Below are 18,755 nucleotides of genomic sequence, written 5' to 3' on the forward strand. Positions count from 1 at the left end.
TAGCCGGTGGTGAAACACCCCATGTCCTGGACGACGACAGAAACGGGCCATAGGTCTATCTCTCCGTCCCGTCGGCACTGGGCACCCGCAGCCCTTGCGCGCCAGAGGCGACACGCAGGTGATGTCGTTCTTGTCCCCTGGGCCCAGGCTGGTCGCGCCGGCTCCGAGCGCCCGGGCGCCGCGTCGTTGCGCGTCCGCCTACGCCTGCAGCCGCGCAAAGAGTACTTAGGTAGTCATTTTGTCCTGATTCTCCCGGGACAAAAAAAAGCGATCTGTCATGCCGGATTCAGGACGCACCGCTCATGTCCTGGCTTTTTCTCACTCCTACATTAAGTCCAACGCGCATGCCAAACCGGCAATCGCGACAAATTCCAATATGAAAAGAATTGGGTGAACTGAATGCGATTTGTCGATCCTCTGCAGTACGCGCTCGCTGGCTTATTGAGAGAAGAAGCTGGCGCTTCACTAATGGAATACGCGCTCGTCGGCTCTCTCATTCTGGTCCTGTGCATGCTTCTGTCGCTCGCATTGCGTCGGATTTTATAAATTGTTAATGAACGGGATATTGTGAATACACAAGAACTTCAGGCCGCGCTAGAACTGCTCGGCATGCTGGCGACGGATCCGCGCATCGTGGTCCTCTTCGCGCTGCTCGCGATCGCCTCCGTCAGCGACTACCGGAGCTACAGAATTCCGAATTGGCTGACGGTTGGCGGCGCTGCATTTGCCTTGGTCTACATAACAGCCGCTGCCGTTTCGCCATTGACCGCCTTCTCGGTGGCGCTTGGAGGACTCCTCCTGGGCTTCGCCATCATGCTGCCTCTCTACGCGCTGCGTGTCATGGGGGCGGGCGACGTGAAGCTCATGGCCATGGTCGGCGCATTTCTCGGCGTTTATGAAACTTTTCAGGCCATCCTTTTCGCATTCATCGTTGGCGGAATAGCGGCCATTGGATTTGCGCTTCACAAGCGAAAGCTGCTCCGCTTGCTGCAGAACGCCAAAGACGTGGTGTACGAAATGTCCGCTTTGGGCATGTCAGGTGTCAGGCCGGAAGCTCATCTCGATGCGCATCAATCGGTTGGAAAGCTCCCTTTCGGCATCTGCATCAGCATCGGCACGGCGGGGTATGTGCTCGGCCAGCAATTTGGCCTCGCATGAATCGAGTCAATGGTCGAGACATTTATTAATTAATGGGGCGCGCAATGAGAAATATCAAGGCACTGGGTCTTCTGGTTTTGGCGCTATTGGCGGGCGTGGCGGCCGCAGTTTATGCGGCCGGATGGGTGGCCCGCCAAGGGAGTATTGCGTCCAACAAGGTAGTGGTCGCGAATATCGACATCGAACTCGGCAGCCGAATCAATCCGCAGATGCTTTCGGTCGTGGACTGGCCGAGCGGCTCGCTGCCGCCCGGCACGTTCGCGGAGATCAAGGATCTGCAGGACCGGGTGGCCAAAGTGGGCGTCCTACGAGGCGAGGCCGTGCTCGAGGGCAAGCTTGCGCCCAAGGGCACCCAGGGCGGCCTTTCGGCCGTCATCGCACCTGGCAAGCGCGCGATGACCGTGCGCGTCAACGACGTGGTCGGTGTCGCGGGATTCGCCCTGCCGGGCAACTACGTGGACGTGGTCGTGCACGCGCAGCAGGACAAGGGCAAGGGCGAGGACGCAAAGCCGATCAGCAAGACCGTGCTTGAGCGCGTGCTCGTGCTGGCTGTTGCACAGGAGGCAGGGCGTGACGACACCAAGCCCAAGGTAGTGAGCGCCGTGACGCTGGAGCTGAGCCTGGAGGATTCCGAGAAGCTCGATCTCGCACGCAGCGTCGGCACCCTGTCCCTGGTACTGCGCAACCAGATCGACGGCGAGACCGTGGCCACCAATGGCATCACCAAGAACCAGCTGTTCGGCATCAAGGAAGTGGTTGCACCCGCTACCGCCGGGGTGAAGGTCGTGGCCGAGTCCCGGCCTGCCGCGCCCCGCCCACGGCCGATAGTGCAACCGCCCACGCAATGCGTCGAAGTCGTGCAGAACGCGAGCCGCTCGCTGAACTGCTTCTGAACTCATCACCCGAAGGAGCCTTGCTCGTGACCATGCGTATTAGACCCAGCAAGACGGCCATTGCTTTCGCCGCCTCCGCACTGCTGATGACCGGACCCGGGGCAATCGGGCAGACGATGCCCGTGCAGAGCGCGGCAGTGGCCGCATCCGCAACCGCGCCCGCGATGACCTCGGCGCAGTTCTCCGACCACAAGCGCTGCTCGCGCGTCGAGGTCGACACGCCAGCCACGGTGACACTCGGCAAGTCGACAGTTATTCCGCTCAGATCTCGCGTGACCCGGATCCTCGTGAGCGGTCAGCCGCCGTCGCCGCGCCCCACGGCCATGCCGGCCAACGGCTATGCGCCCATGCCCGGTATGCCGACGGGCGCCCCGTCTTCGATGGCGATGCAGGCGAACACGCAGGACGGCGTGGCCGACATGGAGGTCATGCTGCTGAGCCCCACCGACCTCTTCTTCCGCGGCAAACGTGCGGGCTCGATGAACGTGATCATGCAGAACGCCGAAGGCGTGTGCTTCATCAAGGACATCATCGTCACCGTCGACCCAGGCACCCTGCAGGCCAAACTCGCGGAACTGATGCCTGGCGAGAACCGCATCAAGGTGCGCGCGGCCGAGAACTCGCTGGTGCTCAGTGGCGAGGTCAGCGACGCGGGCAAGCTCGACGAGGTCATGACCCTTGCGGCCTCCTACGGTGACGCCAAGAAGGTCGTGAATATGCTGCGCACCGCGTCGCCGCAGCAGGTGATGCTCGAGGTGAAGATCGCCGAGGTCAGCAAGACCCTGCTGGACAAGCTCGGCGCCAGTCTGGCCTACACCAAGAGCTACAGCGGCGGCATGAACACCTACACGCTGCTGTCGAACTTCCTGAGCGGTGGCGCGGGGCTGATCGAAGCGCTTCGCATGGGGCGGGTGCAACTCCAGATGGACGGCCAGAAGGACGACGGCATCGTCCGCGTGCTGGCCGAGCCCAACGTGATGGCGATCAGCGGACAGCAGGCCAGCTTTCTCTCGGGCGGAAAGATCTTCATTCCGGTATCGCAGAGCGCTACCGGAACTCTGGCCCCCACGATCACGCTCGAGGAGAAGGAATTCGGTATCGGTGTGAAGTTCATGCCTACGGTGCTGAGCGGCGGCCGGATCAATCTCAAGATGGTCTCTGAAGTGTCCGATCTCTCTCAGACTGGCTCACCGTTCACCACGGTCAACAACGTCACCGCGGTGCTGCCCTCGATGACAGTGCGTCGCGCAGACACCACCGTGCAGCTCAACGACGGCCAGAGCTTCGTGATCGCGGGCCTCATCAAGAACAACATGACCGAGACCATCAAGCGGTTCCCCGGGCTCGGCGAGATTCCGGTGATGGGCGCGCTGGCACGCAGCACGGAGTTCCAGACCGACCAGACCGAACTGCTCTTCGTGATCACGCCGCGCCTGGTCAAGCCCTTGCCCGAAGCACCGCGCCTGCCCACCGACAACCACGTCGTGCCGACTCGCGCCGAGATCTACCTGAACGGGGCAGTCGAGAGCGCCACGCCGCCGGCCGACGCGCCGCCGCCGCAATTCCAGCAGCAATAAGGAGTGCAGACCATGAAGACCCCAATCCTGGCCTTGCTGGCCGCCGTGCTGACAGCGGGTTGCCAGCACGTCACGCCCAACTACGACGCGCGCTTCGGCGACGCCGTCCGCGATGCCAAGCGGATGCAAACCATAGATCCGGACGCCGGGAAGAAGAACCCGGACATGGCGCTGGGCCTCGATGGCCAAGCGGCGCATGACACGCTCATTCGCTATCACGAGAGCTTCAAGGAGCCGCCCCCGGCGGTGAATGTCATCAACATCGGTGGCGCCATCGGGGGTGGCGGCGCCCGCTAGTTATCGCGCACCTATCAATCAAACGAACCTCGTCTGAAAGGAGTCCGGCCTATCGAAGACAGAACACGCAATTTGATTCTTTCCTTCTCTCTTTAGTCATTTTTCATAGGTGAACATATGAAGTCCATTAGCAAATTCTTCCGGAACCTGGCAATCGAAGAAGACGGCGCACAGGTCGTCGAGTACGCGCTGATCATCGCGGTCGTGTCGATCGCCTTGGTCATTGCGCTTTCGGCCATCGCCGGCGGCAACGGCAACCCGTTCTCCACGTTCATCGCGCGAGTGACGACCTGCCTGACCAATACCACTGCTGGTTCCTGCAAGTGAATATATGAACGCCATTGGCAGATTCCTCCGTGGCCTGGCAATCGAAGAAGACGGCGCACAGGTCGTCGAGTACGCGCTGATCATCGCAGTCGTCTCGATCGCCTTGGTCATTGCGCTTTCGGCCATCGCTGGCGGCGCAAACAACCCGTTTGCCACGTTCATCGCGCGAGTGACGACCTGCCTGACCAGTACCACTCCTGGTTCCTGCGTCTGATGCGCTGTGCGACGGCAGCGCCAATGCACGAGCGCTGCCAGTCGCGCATCTTGGACGTCGGTCCCAGTTGTGGTCTTCAACAAGGAGAGAGAAATGCTGGCACGTTTGATTCGACAAGAGGAAGGCGCGCACGTCGTCGAGTACGCGCTGATCATCGCAATGATTTCTATCGCGCTTGTACTGGCCTTGCAGCCTCTGATCAACGGAGCCAACTTTGCTGGCTTCATCGCGCGATTCCTGGCGTGCCTGACGGGCGTCTGCACCTGACCGACGCCTTCTGCAATACCCATTAACGAGCGTCCACCCTATGCCAAAGCTCGCCAGCTTTCAACGACAGCGGGGCGCATTCATTGTCACAGCTGCGCTGTTTCTTTTGTTCCTGCTCGGCTTCATGGGCATCGCCCTTGATTTTGGACATCTGTTCGTTGTCCAGACAGAGTTGCAAACGGCACTGGATAGTTGCGCGCTTGCGGCAGCCCAGGAACTCGACGGACAGGCAACGGCACTGGATCGTGCCCGAAGCGCCGGCAAGACATCGGGAAACTTGAACCGCGTCAACATGCAATCGACTGCCTGGGACGGCCAAGGCCAGCTCGTCGACGCGAGCATCACGTTCAGGGATTCGGCTTATGCGCCGACCACGGTCCCGGCGGTAGCCCGATATGCGCAGTGCCAGCACACGCAGTCCAACGTCAACATGTGGCTCTTGAAAATGATTGGGGCATTCACCGGCGACGCCACTGCCTACCCGTCGACAGGCAGTGTTGGGGCCATGGCCGTCGCCACGCGCGCCAGTGCGCAGACCGCCTGCCCGGTGCCGATCGCAATCAAACCCAAGCCTGGAGGCACCGCTCCAAACTATGGGTTCACGGTCGGCGAATGGGTCACTCTGATCAACGCCCAGAATGCCGCAGCCGGCGGTGAGATTGGCTGGGCCAATCTCGACGGATCGAACAGTGCCTCCGAAACGGAAGCCGAGTTGAACGGTCACTGCGGCACCAAGCTGGGCGACACCTTGGGCACACCCGGCGTGCAGACCTCCGTGGCCGACGCATGGAACTACCGTTTCGGGATCTACAAGAACACCGGCGACCCTGCCTCGACGGTGGGCAATCCGGACTACACCGGCTATGCCTACACCGCGACCAACTGGCCAGCCCAGCAAAGCGCCTTTGATGGGCCTGCGCCCGGGGCGCCGTCCCCGACCGCGCAGAACTTCCTGACCAAGCGTCAGGCATACGCTTCCTGCGCAGATACCGGAACCAAGGTCAGGGGCGCCGGCAGTTGCGAGTCGATCACCGGCCTGACCTTGAACAGCTTTCAGACGCTCGCGGCACCGGGCAACACGACCGGCGGCCATAAGCAGTATGGACGCAGCCGAAGGATCGTCACGGTTCCTGTTGTCAACGCTGCCAACAAGGTAGTCGACTGGGCGTGCATGTTCATGCTGCAGCCGCTCTCGATTCCCATGACGAACGTCCAGCTCGAGTTCAGGGGCAATGCCTCTGCGACGACGAGTCCATGCACGACCAGCGGATTGCCGGGCGGAGCGGCCGGCCCCCTGGTGCCCGTCCTCGTGAGGTGATGCGATGAGATACAAACAACGCGGTGTGGCGCTGGTGGAACTGGCCCTGATCATGCCCCTGCTCCTGCTGCTGACCTTCACCACGACCGAATTCGGCCGTGCGTTCTACGAATACAACGCCGTGACCAAGTCGACCCGCGATGCCGTGCGGTACCTGTCTTTCCAGACGCCGGGCACGAAGATCAATGAAGCGCAAAACCTCATCGTGTATGGCAATCCCGCGGGGACCGGCACGCCGCTCGTCCGCGGGCTGACACTCGCGAATGTGCCGGCGGCAAGCTGCTGCACCTGGCAAACCTCGGGCTCGAACCCGGTGGTGAACACTGTGACGGTCCGGGTCACCAATTTCACCTTTCATTCGCTGTTCGCAGGCGTGTTCGGCATCGTCTTTGCCAATGCCAACGGTGACATCGTCTTCAGCGACATCACCGCAACCATGAGAGCCGCCACATGATGCATCGACAGTCCGGAGCCACAACGGTCGAATTCGCACTCGGCCTCATCGTGTTCCTCATGCTCCTGCTGGGGATCACGGATTTCGCCCGCATGCTCTTTACCTGGGGCGCGGCCAACGAAGCGACAAGGGCAGGCGCCCGCTACGCGGTCGTGTGCGACGACACCGGCAACCAGGCACAGGTGTTGGCCAGGATGCAGGCCCTGCTGCCGCAAATTACCACCATCAACACGGCATGGACTCCGGCAGGCTGCAACGCCGCAACCTGCGAAGGGGTCACCGTGACCATCACGGGACTCAACTATCAATGGATCTCGCCGATTGCCGGTGCGGCCGCGCTCGCGCCCATTCCGATGCCGACTTTCTCGACCTTCCTGCCCAGGGAAGTCATGCGCCAGGATCCCAACAGCCCCGCCATCTGCTCGTAAAGAAGATTGGATTCACGAAATGAAAATTGTCATCATCTCGCCCAATCGGGCGCACCTCGACAACATGTCTCCGGTTCTGAGTGCTCGAGGTCACACCGTGTTGACTTTCGACGGCGGCAAGAGCCGTATGCGGGCTGTCGTGGAGCAGGAGCAGCCTGACCTGCTGCTGGTCGACGGCATGTGCTGCGATGCCAACGAGCTGGTGCTGGTCGAGCACGTGACGACGCATCATCCGAAGACTGCGATCGTCCTGCTCTGCGCGACGCACACCCCCGAGTTCCTGCTCAACTCAATGCGCGCCGGCGTACGCGAAGTGCTCCCCTCGCCAGCCAGTGCCGCCGCGCTCGAAGCCGTGGTCGAGCGTGTGGCAGCCAAGCTCGCCGGCTCGAACAGTCATGCAAGCGGCAAGGTGCTGGCCTTCATGCCGTGCAAGGGCGGCAGCGGCGCCACCTTTCTCGCGACCAACCTGGCCTGGCAGCTCGCCGAGCACCATTCGGTGCTGCTCGTGGACCTCAACCTGCAGTTCGGCGACGCGCTGTCTTTCGTGAGCGATGAAAAACCCAAGTCGACCATCGCCGACGTGGCGCGGGAGTTCAGCCGTCTCGATGCCTCCTTCCTCGTGGCGAGCGCCGTCAAGGTCACGCCGAGCTTTGGCCTGCTGGCGGCCCCGGAAGACCCCTCCATGGCCATGGAAGTGCAGCCCGAGCACATCGACGCAATCCTCCACCTCGCGGGACTGACCTACGACTTCGTGCTGCTCGACATGTCGCGCGCGCTGGACACCCTGTCGATCCGCGCGCTCGACCGCGCGCACCGGATCTATCCCGTGCTGCAAGCTGGCCTCCCCGGCCTTCGCAATGCTCGCAAGCTGCTCAATGTCTTCAAGTCGCTCGGCTATGCGCAGGACAAGATCGAACCGCTGGTCAACCGCTTCGACAAGAGTGGAGAGATCGGCGCGCAGGAAGTGCGCCGCTCGCTCGGCGGCGCCGCGCATCGCCTGATCGCCGATGCGCCGAAGGAAGTGGCCGCGGCCATCAATCGCGGCATTCCGCTGGCGCAACTCTCGCGCTCCAGCCCGGTGGTCCGCAACTTGGGCGAGCTGGTCTATGCCCTGTCCCCGCGCCAGGAAGTCAGTCCAAGTCTCTTCAACCGGCTGTTCGGCCGGGCCTGATCCTCGAAAGGCATCTCCATGTCCCTACGTGAAAAGCTCAATGTGGTGGCGACCGAGTCCGCCGTACGGCCCATCCTGCAAGTCGCCTCCGACGAAGCAGCCAACGCCGGAACTTCAGACGCCTACAAGGCGCTGAAGAGCCGACTGCATCTCAAGCTGCTCGAGAAGTTCGACCTGGCCACGCTCGACACGCTGGCTCCCGAGGCCCTGCGTCAAGAGATCGCGACGATGGTCGGGCGCCTGGTGCTGGAAGACCAGGCGGCGGTCAACGACCTCGAACGCCGCACGCTGATCCGCGATATCCAGCACGAAATGCTGGGCTTCGGCCCGATCGAGGTGCTGATGGCGGACCCGACGGTGTCGGACATCCTCGTGAACCGCTTCGACCAGATCTACGTCGAGCGGCGCGGGCGCCTGGAGATGACCCCGATCGCCTTCACCGACGAAAAGCACCTGCTTCGCATCATCGACAAGATCGTCTCGCGCATCGGTCGACGCATCGACGAGTCGAGTCCCATGGTCGATGCGCGCCTGCCCGACGGCTCGCGCGTGAACGCAGTGATTCCGCCCATTGCGCTCGATGGGGCAATGATGTCGATCCGCCGCTTCGCGCACAAGCCGTTGAAGATGCAGAACCTGGTCGAGGACCTGAAGAGCCTGACGCCGCAGATGGCCGAGATGCTCGAGGCGCTCAGCAAATCCAAGGTCAACATGATCATCTCGGGCGGCACCGGCGCCGGCAAGACCACGCTGCTGAACATCCTCTCAGGCTATATCCCGGAAGCCGAACGCGTGGTGACCATCGAGGACGCGGCCGAACTGCAGATGCAACAGCCGCACGTCGTTCGCCTGGAGACCCGGCCTGCCAATATCGAGGGCCGCGGCGAGATCACGCAGCGCGCGTTGGTGCGCAACGCCCTTCGCATGCGGCCCGACCGCATCGTGATCGGCGAGGTGCGCGGCGCCGAGGCGGTGGACATGCTGCAGGCCATGAACACGGGCCATGAAGGCTCGCTGACCACGATCCATGCCAACAATCCGCGCGACGCGCTCTCGCGCCTCGAGAACATGATCGGCATGGCCAACCTCAACCTGCCCCACCGCGCGGCGCGCCAGCAGATCGCCTCGGCGATCACGGTGGTCATCCAGGCGCTGCGCATGACGGACGGCAAGCGCAAGATCACGAGCATCCAGGAGATCACCGGCATGGAAGGCGAGGTCATCACCATGCAGGAGATCTTCGCCTACCGCCAGACAGGCGTTGGGCCTGAAGGGCAGGTGGAAGGTTACTTCCACGCGACCGGCGTGCGCCCCAAATTCGCCGACCGGCTGCGCGCCTTCGGCGCGCCTTTGCCCGACGCGATGTTCGACCCGGGCAAGCGCTACCAGTGAGGAGACACGATCATGCAAGACTTCGCGGGCAACTCCCTGCTCACGGTGGTGGTGCTGGTGTTCGTCGCCATGCTGCTGCTCTTCGAAGGCCTCTACCTGCTGTGGAAGTCATACAAGAGCCCCGAAGCACTTCAGCTCGAGAAACGGCTGCAGGCGCTCTCGGGCTCGCGCGACAAGACGCCGCAGGCAAAGATCCTCAAGGAACGCATGCTCAGCGAGGCGCCGGCGCTGGAGCGCTGGTTGCTCCGCATCCCGCGCGCAAGGGAACTGGACCGGCTCATTCTCCAATCCGGGCTGAACTGGACGGTTTCGAAGCTGCTCCTCGGGTGCCTGGCACTGGGCGTCGGCGGATGCATGACGGTCATGGTGATCGGGCATCAGTCGGAAGCATTTGGTCTGATGGGGGGCGGAACGCTCGCGCTTGCCCCCTTCGTTTACCTGACCTATCGGCGCGGCAAGCGTCTGAAGCGCCTGGAGCAGCAGTTGCCGGAGGCGCTCGACCTCATGACACGCTCGCTGCGCGCCGGCCATGCCTTTTCCTCCGGCTTGCAAATGATCGGCGAGGAAATGGCGGAGCCGATCGCGTCGGAATTCCGCATCGTGCATGACGAGGTCAACTTCGGCGTGTCGCTCCAGCAGGCCCTGGCCAACTTGACCAAGCGAGTTCCTCTCACGGATCTGCGCTATTTCGTCGTGGCGGTCCTGATCCAGCGCGAGTCGGGCGGCAACCTGACAGAAGTGCTCGGCAACTTAAGCCGCCTGATTCGCGAGCGATTGAAGCTGCTGGCCAAGGTGCGCGTGCTTTCTGCCGATGCGCGACTCTCGGCATGGGTCCTCGGCCTGATGCCCTTCCTGCTGGCGGCACTCATGAACTGGGGCAATCCGAAGTTCATGCAGCCTTTCTGGACCGATCCGATTGGCCACGCGATCATCAAGTACATGCTCACGCTGATGTTTATCGGCGCGCTCATTCTCACCCGGATCGTGCGCATTCGCGTCTAGGAGACTTTCCATGCTTGTTCTTTCCGCACTGGTCTTCCTCGCCGTCACGCTGGGGTTTACGGGCGTTTACCTGTGGTGGGCGCCGACCCGGGCCGAACAGCGGCTGAAGGCGTTCGCCCCGTCCGAAAAGTCGCAGTGGACCGAGACTGTCGTCAAACTCGTAGGGCCGTTCGCGCAGCTTTCTTCGCCCACCGGCGATGAGGAAGCGTCGCCGCTCCGCCTCAAGTTCCTCCGGGCCGGCATACGGCACCGTGATGCGAGCCTGATCTATTTCGGCATCAAATCCGTGCTGCCCCTACTGTTTGGCAGCGTGACCTTCATCCTGCTGCGCGGGTTCAAGCAGGCGGAAGGGATGACGCTCATACTCTGCCTGCTCATTGCCGCGCTTTTCGCCTGCTATTTGCCGAATGCCTTCCTCTGGCTATGCGCCAGGGGGCGCAAACGCGAGATCTTCGAGAATTTCCCGGACGCAGCCGACCTGATGCTGGTCTGCGTGGAGGCCGGCCTGGGCCTCGATGCGGCGCTGACCAAGGTGACTGACGAGATCCGCCTCAAGAGCGAAGCATTGGCACAGGAACTGCACTGGACCAATCTCGAGATGCGCGCCGGCAGCGCTCGCGACAAGGCATTACGCAATCTTGCACTGCGCACCGGGGTCGAGGAGATTGGAACCTTCGCCACGATGCTGACGCAGGCAGACAAGTTCGGCACGAGCATCGGCGAATCGCTGCGGGTGTTCTCGGACGACCTGCGGCACAAGCGCCAAACGCGTGCCGAGGAAATGGCCGCGAAGGTGCCGACGAAGATGCTGTTTCCGCTGGTGGTGTGCGTGTTCCCGTCGATCATCATGGTGGTCATCGGTCCAGCCGCGATCCAGGTGGTACGCACGCTGATGCCGATGCTTGGTGGTGGCTTGCGCTAGGCACGATGTTGCCGATGCCGATGCCGATGCCGAGCGGCATCGGCACAAGATGACTTCAGCACATCGGCTCGCCCAACTGGTACTTCACCGCATACACGTACAGCTCGAGTCGATTCGCCACGTCGAGCTTCTGATAGATTGAAGTCAGGTGGTTGCGCAATGTGTGCTCCGTGATGAAGAGTCGCCCAGCCAGCGCCTTGTTCGAGGCGCCGCAGCCATCGACCACGGCATGGATGATCTTCCTCTCCTTGGCTGTCAGCGTCGCCTGCTTCGCCACCTCGGGATCGATCTTGTGCGGCCGCTTTGCGTCGACGAACTCCGAAAACACTCGTGCCATCGTTTCGTTGTCCAGGCACAGCTCGCCATTGTGCGCACGCTCGACGGCTTGCAACACGTGTTCCGCGGAGGCGTCCTTGCGCAAGACGCCGCGTGCACCGCCGAGCACCGCCAGGTCCAGGGTTTTCTGCTGGCGCTCGCCCGTCAGTATCAGCACTCGCGACTCCGAGTTGGACATCAAGCCGGGCAGGATGTCCAACGCGCTCCTCCCGTTCAGGTCAAGGTCGAGCAGGATGACGTCGGGCCTGATCTGGCCGGCCTGTTCGAGAGCCTCTTCGCAGTTCCTGGCTGTGCCGACCACGTGCATTCGCGGGCTTTCTCCATCGATCAATCTGGACAATCCCCACAGCATCGTCTGGTGATCATCGACAAGCATCACGCCAATGGGTCTTTCCGATGGTTGCATGGTTCCCTCCTACACAGGTATTTCGATGCACACGGCGGTGGCCCCGTCTGTCCCAGGTCGGACGTGCGCTCTTCCACCCAGCGCGGCTGCGCGTTCCGTGATCGACCTTGGCTGAAAATCCACCGATTGGGTTCCGTCCGCATCGTTCTCGATCCGTACTCTGATTAGGCCGTCAGCACATTCCAGCTTGACCGATCCGCGGCGCGCTAGCGTGTGCTTGCAGATGTTGCTCAGGCCCTCGCGCACGATCTGCAAGACCTCTGCAGTCAGACGGTCGCACACATTGAGTTCGCCTTCGACGCAGACCGCGACATCGATCCCGTAGAAGTCCCTGATCTGTGCTACCTGCTGCCGCAAGACGACGATCAAGGAGTGCTCGGTCTTGCACGCGCCGTCCCTGACCATTCCGGCGTAACGGCGCAAATCGCAAATCACTTTTGCGGCCATTTCGCCAAGCTTGTTGATATCTTCGACCAGTGGGTTGTCGGCGGCTGCCTTTTTACGCAGGGCACTCAAGCCCATGTTCAATCCGATGTAGGGTTGAATGGCAGTGTCGTGAAGGTCGAGAGCGAGCTTTCGTCTCTCCTGCGAAGCTGCGTCCGAGGCCATTCTGTCCAGCAACTCGATGTTTTCTATCACCGGAAACGCCTGGGCAGCGACATGATCGAGGAAGAGCGCCTCGGCCTTCCTGAACGTCCTCTGGCTGGAGAACACATAGAGCCTGCCGTCGCTTCTTCTCAGCGATGCCGGTACACAGATGAACGAACGAGCATCCAGTAGCTCGGCGAGGTTGTCGCTTGCCGGCCCGTCGAGTTGGCTCCACTTGCCTTGGGCGCTGTCGTACGCGGCGGTCCCGGCAAACGCCGAGATGGCCGGCCAGAGGGGACGGCAGTAGGCGACGATGCGGTTCTGCGGAAGCGAAATGAGAGGAGCAGCCGCATCCGCGCCGATCTGTTGGGCATTGACCGAATTCCTTGATTCGCCCACTCTGATCGTGCGCACAAAACAGGAGCCGGACTCCTTCTCCCGCGTGACTAGGATGCAGCAGCTTCCCCTGAAGAAAGTTAGAACCTTTTCCAGGACACTGGTTATGGTTTGATCAACTCCAAACCGCGGATTCGACAAGCGGCTGACATCGCCAAGAAGCGCAAGACGCCGCTTCAGTTCGACTTTCGACCCACCCCAGTGGACGCTGATGTAGCCCAGCGCCAGCAGAAATGTGGCTCGCAGCAATACGCGGGGCAGATCCTTCTCGGTCGTCGATCCCACGCCGCAGGCCGCGAACAATGCAACCGAGGCAAGGGTCACGCGCGCGCCTTCTTCGAGGCCCCACCGAAGGGAAGAGGTGAGGATGGCGAAGAAGAAGAACAGGAAGAAGAAGCTGTGGATTCCCTCCGTGGAGAGGACGATCAACGCATACCAGCAGAGATCCAGCCAGTGAACCGATTTGCTGTGAGAGAACGGCGAGTTCAGCCGCGAACAGACGAAGACAATCAGGCTGTACAGGATGTACCCGAAAAAAGGGAGCCAAGTTAATCCCGCAATTCCTCTCAACCCAGTGGGATCGACAAGAATCGCCGACAGTGCAGCAATGGAGAGCACGAGCCGCATGCTCGCCACCATCTGCGCATCGGCAGCGAGACTCGCATCGACTTCGTTTTTTCCGTCCGGCTTCTGAACAAGCATCAGGCACTCTCCATCTCGGAGTCCCCCACAAGGCAAATGTGATGAATTCACATTCGGAAGTAACAGATTACGTCTTGTGTAAGAAAGAATTACACGGGTTTACCCAGGCAGCCCGTCGGTGCACGGACTGTTTGAAGCCAGTAATTTCACAAAAAGTGGACATTTCGCTCGAGTCGCAAGTTCTTGAGGCAATGCGCCGGGCTCGGGAGCCACAGGTGCCACGTAAGACTGCAACGGGCACGTACCCGCAGTTCCGCCCTGCCCTCCGGAATGACGCTTTGCGCTGCACAACGGCACTGGGCGGACAAGTGAGGCAATGTGCTGCACGGCTTCGCCGAAGGTCTGAACGGAATGCGTGGCGGCACGATGCGCAGGGCGCGCAGGGCCATACAGACAGCTGACGGCTCTATGCACCGGAACCCCTACCCTGCCATCGCTGGCGTGGCACTCGCCGGCTTGATCGCGGGGGTGCTGATCGCCTGCCGCTGATTGCACAGCCCGATCGTTTTGCGGGCGACAGTGAAGGTCGACAAGCAATCCCGCCGTGACCCGCTCCTTCGTTGATGAGCATCAGATGCCGGACGGTCGTGCGCCGCATGATGGCGCCAACGCGAAGCAACAGCGGCATCTTTTCCCCGTGAAGCCTGACATGCAGATCCTTAGCCGACTCTTCGCGAGACCCGCGCCCAAAGTGAACATTGCGATGACGAGCTCGATCGACTGATCATGCGCTTACTTCTCATCAACCCCCGCCTGCGCCGCGCGCGTGGAAACGAGGAGTGCCTGAGGACGGCATTGGAAAGCCGCGTACTGAAGCCGGCGATGCCGCTGTCATCGGTGCTCGCAATGGCTGCTCTCAAATTCATGCCGCCTTGCGGCGCGGCTCGTGCGCCGCGCCACTGATCTCTTCCACTACGTCGGCAAGGATCTCGAATGCCGGCCCGATCTTCTCGCTCGGCACACAGCCGTAGCCGAGCAGCAGCCCAGCCTGTGCGGCCTTGGCCGTGCTGTAGTAGGCGCTCAGCGGCCGGGCGATGATGCCGCGTTCCATGGCCTTGCGGCACACCGCCCAGTCGTCTCGCAGCTGCGGCAGGCCCAGTACCAGATGCAGGCCAGCCTCGTCACCCATCACCGGCAAGACCTTGTCGAAGCGGCGCTCCACGGCGGCGATCAGCAGACTGCGCCGCTCGCCGTACAGGCCGCGCATGCGCCGGATATGCGAGGTGAGGTAACCCTCGTTGATGAACTCCGCCAGCACCGCCTGCTGCATCAGCTGGCCTTCGCGGTAGAGCTCGGCCAAGCCGAGCGCGAACAGGTCGGCGAGCGGCGCCGGCACGGCCATGTAACCAACGCGCATGCCGGGAAACAGGGTCTTGCTGAAACTACTCAGGTAGATCACCTGACCGTTGTTGTCCAGCCCCTGCAACGAGGCCAGCGGCCGGATGCCGAAGCGGAATTCGCTGTCGTAGTCGTCCTCGATGATCCAGCAGTTGTGCTGGCGCGCGTACTCCAGCAGCATGCGCCGCCGCGCCAGGCTCATCACCATGCCCAGCGGGTACTGGTGCGAAGGCGTACAGATGATCAGCCGCGGCGGGCTCGCCAAGTGTTTCGCGTCGGGGTTCATGCCCTCGGCGTCGACCGGGATCGGCGTCAGCTTCAGTCCGGACGACAATAGGATGCCACGCAGCCCCCAGTAGCACGGCTCCTCGATCCACACCTGATCGCCCACGTCACAGAGCAGGCGCACCGCCAGGTCCACCGACTGGTGGATGCCCGTGGTGATGACGATCTGCTCGGGCTGGCAGTTGGCCGAGCGGGCCACGCGCAGATAGTCGGCCAGGGCGCGGCGCAGCGGCCGGTAGCCGCCACCGGGCGCATAAGTCAAGAGCTCGGGCTTAGGGTCGCGCCAGATGCGGGTTTGCAGGCGGTTCCATATCTTGAACGGGAACTCGGTCACGTCCGGCACGCCGGGCATGAAGGCACCCCACTGCTGTTTGGAGACGCCGCTGAGTTCGATGGTGCGCTTGCCGCGCGCCGACAGCTGGTGGCGGTCGCGCACGGCACGGCGCGGCGCGCCGCCCGGGCCTTCGTCCACGCGGTCGGGCGAAGTGTCGGCCACGTAGGTGCCGCTGCCGCTTTGGGTTTCGACGTAACCCTCGGCCAGCAGTTGCTCGTAGACCTGGATCACGGTGTTGCGCGCAATCGAGAGATCGGCACCCAATGTGCGCGAGGACGGCAACTTGGCACCGGCGGCCAGCCGCCCGGAGAGGATGGCCTGCTGAAGCAGGCGGAACAACTGGCGGTAGGCCGGCTCCTCGGCAGCGGTGTCCAGATGTTCCAGCAACCAATCGGACAGGATGGAGTCCATGCTTACCCCTAGAAAGTGGTTCCATGAGAACGCACGAAATGGCTCTTCAGTATAGGACCGAAAGTCTCGACACTCCAGCCACGCTTCAACTGATGCCAGCCGAACCGAGGACCACCCAATGAACAACCAGACACTGCAACAACGCAAAGACGCCGCCACCCCGCGCGGCGTGGGCGTGATGTGCAACTTCTACGCCGACCGCGCCGAGAACGCCGAGCTGTGGGACGTGGAAGGCCGCCGCTACATCGACTTCGGCGCCGGTATCGCCGTGCTCAACACCGGTCACCGCCACCCGAAAGTGCTCGCCGCGATCCGTTCGCAACTCGACCGTTTCACCCACACCGCCTACCAGGTCGTGCCCTACGCCTCGTACGTAGAACTGGCCGAGCGCATCAATAGCATCACGCCTGGCACCCATGCCAAGAAGACCGCGTTCTTCACGACCGGCGCCGAGGCGGTGGAAAACGCCGTCAAGATCGCCCGTGCCGCCACCGGCCGTCCCGGGGTGATCGCCTTCGGCGGCGGCTTCCATGGCCGCACCATGCTTGGCATGGCGCTGACCGGCAAGGTCGCACCGTACAAGGTCGGCTTCGGCCCCTTCCCCGGCGACATCTACCACGTGCCCTTCCCAAACGCGCTGCACGGCGTGACGGTGGATGCGGCACTGAAGGCCCTGCAGCAGCTGTTCAAGGCCGACATAGACGCCACCCGCGTGGCGGCCATCATCATCGAGCCGGTGCAGGGCGAAGGGGGCTTCTACATGGTGCCGCCCGAATTCATGCGCGCCCTGCGCGCGGTGTGCGACCAGAACGGCATCCTGCTGATCGCCGACGAGGTGCAGACCGGTTTCGCCCGCACAGGCAAGCTGTTCGCCATGGAGCACTTCGACGTGCTGCCCGACCTGATGACGCTGGCCAAGAGCCTGGCCGGCGGCATGCCGCTGTCGGCGGTGTGCGGCCGCGCCGAGCTGATGGACGCGGCGCAGCCAGGTGGCCTGGGCGGCACCTATGCGGGCAACCCGCTGGCGGTGGCCGCGGCGCATGCCGTGCTCGACACGATCGCCGAGGAACGACTGGCCGAGCGCGCGCAAGGCCTTGGCGAAAAGCTCAAAGCCCTGCTCAACCGCATCCGCAAGGAAGTGCCGCAGATCACCGACGTGCGCGGCCCCGGCGCCATGGTGGCGGTGGAGTTCAGCCACCCCACCACCGGCGAGCCCGACGTCGAATTCCTGCGCAAGGTGCAGTCACACGCGCTGGCCCATGGCCTGCTGTTGCTGAGCTGCGGCACCTATGGCAATGTGATCCGTTTCCTGTTTCCGCTGACCATCGCCGACACCACCTTCGACGAGGCGCTGAACATCCTGGAACGCGCGCTGCGCCAAGTCTGAAGCCAACCCGGGGGACCATCATCATGCGCAACGACAACCCCAGCGACAACGACGTCCTCGTCAGCTTTCGCGGCGTGAGGAAGACCTACGATGGAGAAAACCTGGTCGTCAAACAGCTCGACCTGGACATCTACCGTGGTGAATTCCTCACCCTGCTCGGCCCTTCGGGCTCGGGCAAGACCACCTGCCTGATGATGCTGGCCGGGTTCGAATTCCCCACCAGCGGCGAGATCCGGCTCGACGGCAAGCTGCTCAACCGCGTGCCGCCGCACAAGCGCAACATCGGCATGGTGTTCCAGAACTACGCGCTGTTCCCGCACATGACGGTCGCCCAGAACGTGGGCTACCCTCTGCAGGTACGCGGCATCGGCGGCGAGGCGCGCCGGCGCCAGGTGCACGAAGCCTTGCAGATGGTGCGCATGGAAGCCTTCGGCGAACGTTTCCCGGCACAACTGTCGGGCGGACAGCAGCAGCGCATCGCCCTTGCCCGCGCGCTGGTGTTCAAGCCGAAGCTGGTGCTGATGGACGAACCGCTCGGCGCGCTCGACAAGCAGCTGCGCGAGCACATGCAACTCGAACTCAAGGCGCTGCACCGCCAGCTGGGCGTGACTTTCGTCTACGTCACGCACGACCAGGGTGAGGCACTCACCATGTCGGACCGCGTGGCCGTGTTCGACCAGGGCATCATCCAGCAGATCGATCCCGTCGGCGCCTTGTATGAAACCCCAGGCAACGCCTTCGTGGCCAGCTTTATCGGCGACAGCAACCGCCTGCAAGGCCAGATCGGCCAGCGCGACGGCGACCGCTGCACGCTGAACCTGCCCGGCGGCGACGTGCTGCGCGGCATGCGCATCGGCGAAGCGACGCCGGGCCAGGCGGCCACCGCCAGCATCCGCCCCGAACGCATGCGGCTGGTGGACACAGCCGACACAGCGGCGGCCGGCAACATCCTGCGCGGCAGGGCCGCCGGCATCATCTATTTCGGCGACCACGTACGCCTGCAGTGCGACTTCGCCGACCAGCCGCAATGCTTCGTCAAGGTGCCACTCGACACGCCGGCGCTGGCGAGTCTCGCGCCGGGGCAGCCGGTCGCCCTCGCATTCGAACCCGCACACCTGCGCATCTTTTCCTGAGTCTTCTTCCCGCCGCCCC

Annotated in this window: 20 protein-coding genes; 17 read left to right on the forward strand and 3 right to left on the reverse strand. The window is 62.8% G+C overall.

The window, feature by feature from the left end; translation table 11 throughout:
* Positions 1 to 567: 567 nt before the first annotated feature.
* From BLW05_RS32100 to BLW05_RS32165, 14 genes are all read left to right on the forward strand, one after another.
* The gene (locus BLW05_RS32100; protein ID WP_256330597.1) at positions 568 to 1,158 is read left to right on the forward strand and encodes an A24 family peptidase; all 591 of its coding nucleotides are present in this window, start codon (positions 568 to 570) and stop codon (positions 1,156 to 1,158) included.
* A 44-nt stretch (positions 1,159 to 1,202) separates the two neighbouring features.
* Positions 1,203 to 2,051 (forward strand): Flp pilus assembly protein CpaB, encoded by an 849-nt coding sequence (gene cpaB, locus BLW05_RS32105; RefSeq protein ID WP_093168526.1) that lies wholly within the window; start codon positions 1,203 to 1,205, stop codon positions 2,049 to 2,051.
* Positions 2,052 to 2,083: 32 nt separating this feature from the next.
* Positions 2,084 to 3,628 carry a type II and III secretion system protein family protein gene (locus BLW05_RS32110; protein WP_371127006.1) on the forward strand — a complete coding sequence of 515 codons (1,545 nt, stop codon included), beginning with the start codon at positions 2,084 to 2,086 and terminating at the stop codon, positions 3,626 to 3,628.
* Positions 3,629 to 3,640: 12 nt separating this feature from the next.
* Positions 3,641 to 3,925, forward strand: a complete 285-nt coding sequence (locus BLW05_RS32115; protein WP_093168434.1) for a hypothetical protein — start codon at positions 3,641 to 3,643, stop codon at positions 3,923 to 3,925.
* 117 nt (positions 3,926 to 4,042) lie between these two features.
* Positions 4,043 to 4,252 (forward strand): Flp family type IVb pilin, encoded by a 210-nt coding sequence (locus BLW05_RS32120; RefSeq protein WP_093168436.1) that lies wholly within the window; start codon positions 4,043 to 4,045, stop codon positions 4,250 to 4,252.
* 4 nt (positions 4,253 to 4,256) lie between these two features.
* The gene (locus tag BLW05_RS32125; protein WP_093168438.1) at positions 4,257 to 4,466 is read left to right on the forward strand and encodes a Flp family type IVb pilin; all 210 of its coding nucleotides are present in this window, start codon (positions 4,257 to 4,259) and stop codon (positions 4,464 to 4,466) included.
* Positions 4,467 to 4,559: 93 nt separating this feature from the next.
* Positions 4,560 to 4,733 (forward strand): Flp family type IVb pilin, encoded by a 174-nt coding sequence (locus BLW05_RS32130; protein WP_093168440.1) that lies wholly within the window; start codon positions 4,560 to 4,562, stop codon positions 4,731 to 4,733.
* A 40-nt stretch (positions 4,734 to 4,773) separates the two neighbouring features.
* The gene (locus tag BLW05_RS32135; RefSeq protein ID WP_093168442.1) at positions 4,774 to 6,051 is read left to right on the forward strand and encodes a TadE/TadG family type IV pilus assembly protein; all 1,278 of its coding nucleotides are present in this window, start codon (positions 4,774 to 4,776) and stop codon (positions 6,049 to 6,051) included.
* A 34-nt stretch (positions 6,052 to 6,085) separates the two neighbouring features.
* Positions 6,086 to 6,505 (forward strand): TadE/TadG family type IV pilus assembly protein, encoded by a 420-nt coding sequence (locus BLW05_RS32140; protein ID WP_371127003.1) that lies wholly within the window; start codon positions 6,086 to 6,088, stop codon positions 6,503 to 6,505.
* Positions 6,505 to 6,933 (forward strand): TadE/TadG family type IV pilus assembly protein, encoded by a 429-nt coding sequence (locus BLW05_RS32145; RefSeq protein ID WP_093168530.1) that lies wholly within the window; start codon positions 6,505 to 6,507, stop codon positions 6,931 to 6,933. The genes BLW05_RS32140 and BLW05_RS32145 overlap by 1 nt, the downstream gene beginning before the upstream one ends.
* A 19-nt stretch (positions 6,934 to 6,952) precedes the next feature.
* Positions 6,953 to 8,104, forward strand: a complete 1,152-nt coding sequence (locus BLW05_RS32150; RefSeq protein ID WP_093168446.1) for a CpaE/TadZ family protein — start codon at positions 6,953 to 6,955, stop codon at positions 8,102 to 8,104.
* Positions 8,105 to 8,122: 18 nt separating this feature from the next.
* Complete coding sequence (locus BLW05_RS32155; protein ID WP_093168448.1) at positions 8,123 to 9,496, forward strand: TadA family conjugal transfer-associated ATPase; 1,374 nt, start codon at positions 8,123 to 8,125, stop codon at positions 9,494 to 9,496.
* Between the two features lie 12 nt (positions 9,497 to 9,508).
* Positions 9,509 to 10,498 (forward strand): type II secretion system F family protein, encoded by a 990-nt coding sequence (locus BLW05_RS32160; protein ID WP_371127004.1) that lies wholly within the window; start codon positions 9,509 to 9,511, stop codon positions 10,496 to 10,498.
* A gap of 10 nt (positions 10,499 to 10,508) precedes the next feature.
* On the forward strand, positions 10,509 to 11,420 hold the full coding sequence (locus BLW05_RS32165) for a type II secretion system F family protein (protein ID WP_093168452.1): 912 nt from the start codon (positions 10,509 to 10,511) through the stop codon (positions 11,418 to 11,420).
* 55 nt (positions 11,421 to 11,475) lie between these two features.
* On the opposite strand, the gene BLW05_RS32170 is transcribed toward BLW05_RS32165, so the two are convergent.
* Both BLW05_RS32170 and BLW05_RS32175 read right to left on the reverse strand, forming a co-directional pair.
* Positions 11,476 to 12,162 (reverse strand): response regulator, encoded by a 687-nt coding sequence (locus tag BLW05_RS32170; protein WP_093168454.1) that lies wholly within the window; start codon positions 12,160 to 12,162, stop codon positions 11,476 to 11,478.
* 9 nt (positions 12,163 to 12,171) lie between these two features.
* Entirely contained in the window at positions 12,172 to 13,848 is a 1,677-nt protein-coding gene (locus BLW05_RS32175; RefSeq protein ID WP_093168456.1) for a sensor histidine kinase, read from the reverse strand.
* Between the two features lie 544 nt (positions 13,849 to 14,392).
* Here BLW05_RS32175 and BLW05_RS35710 point away from each other — a divergent pair.
* Complete coding sequence (locus BLW05_RS35710; protein ID WP_143044985.1) at positions 14,393 to 14,572, forward strand: hypothetical protein; 180 nt, start codon at positions 14,393 to 14,395, stop codon at positions 14,570 to 14,572.
* Between the two features lie 138 nt (positions 14,573 to 14,710).
* Here the strand turns inward: BLW05_RS35710 and BLW05_RS32180 are convergent, their stop codons facing one another.
* Entirely contained in the window at positions 14,711 to 16,216 is a 1,506-nt protein-coding gene (locus BLW05_RS32180; protein WP_093168458.1) for a MocR-like pyridoxine biosynthesis transcription factor PdxR, read from the reverse strand.
* A gap of 118 nt (positions 16,217 to 16,334) precedes the next feature.
* Here BLW05_RS32180 and BLW05_RS32185 point away from each other — a divergent pair, with 118 nt between their 5' ends.
* Together BLW05_RS32185 and BLW05_RS32190 are read left to right on the forward strand one after the other, a co-directional pair.
* Positions 16,335 to 17,603 (forward strand): 4-aminobutyrate--2-oxoglutarate transaminase, encoded by a 1,269-nt coding sequence (locus tag BLW05_RS32185; protein WP_093168460.1) that lies wholly within the window; start codon positions 16,335 to 16,337, stop codon positions 17,601 to 17,603.
* A gap of 23 nt (positions 17,604 to 17,626) precedes the next feature.
* Positions 17,627 to 18,736: an ABC transporter ATP-binding protein gene (locus BLW05_RS32190; protein WP_093168462.1), complete on the forward strand. Its 1,110-nt coding sequence runs from the start codon at positions 17,627 to 17,629 to the stop codon at positions 18,734 to 18,736.
* Positions 18,737 to 18,755 lie beyond the last annotated feature (19 nt).

This window comes from Variovorax sp. YR216 (assembly GCF_900107745.1).
In the GTDB taxonomy this organism is placed as follows: Bacteria; Pseudomonadota; Gammaproteobacteria; order Burkholderiales; family Burkholderiaceae_C; genus Variovorax.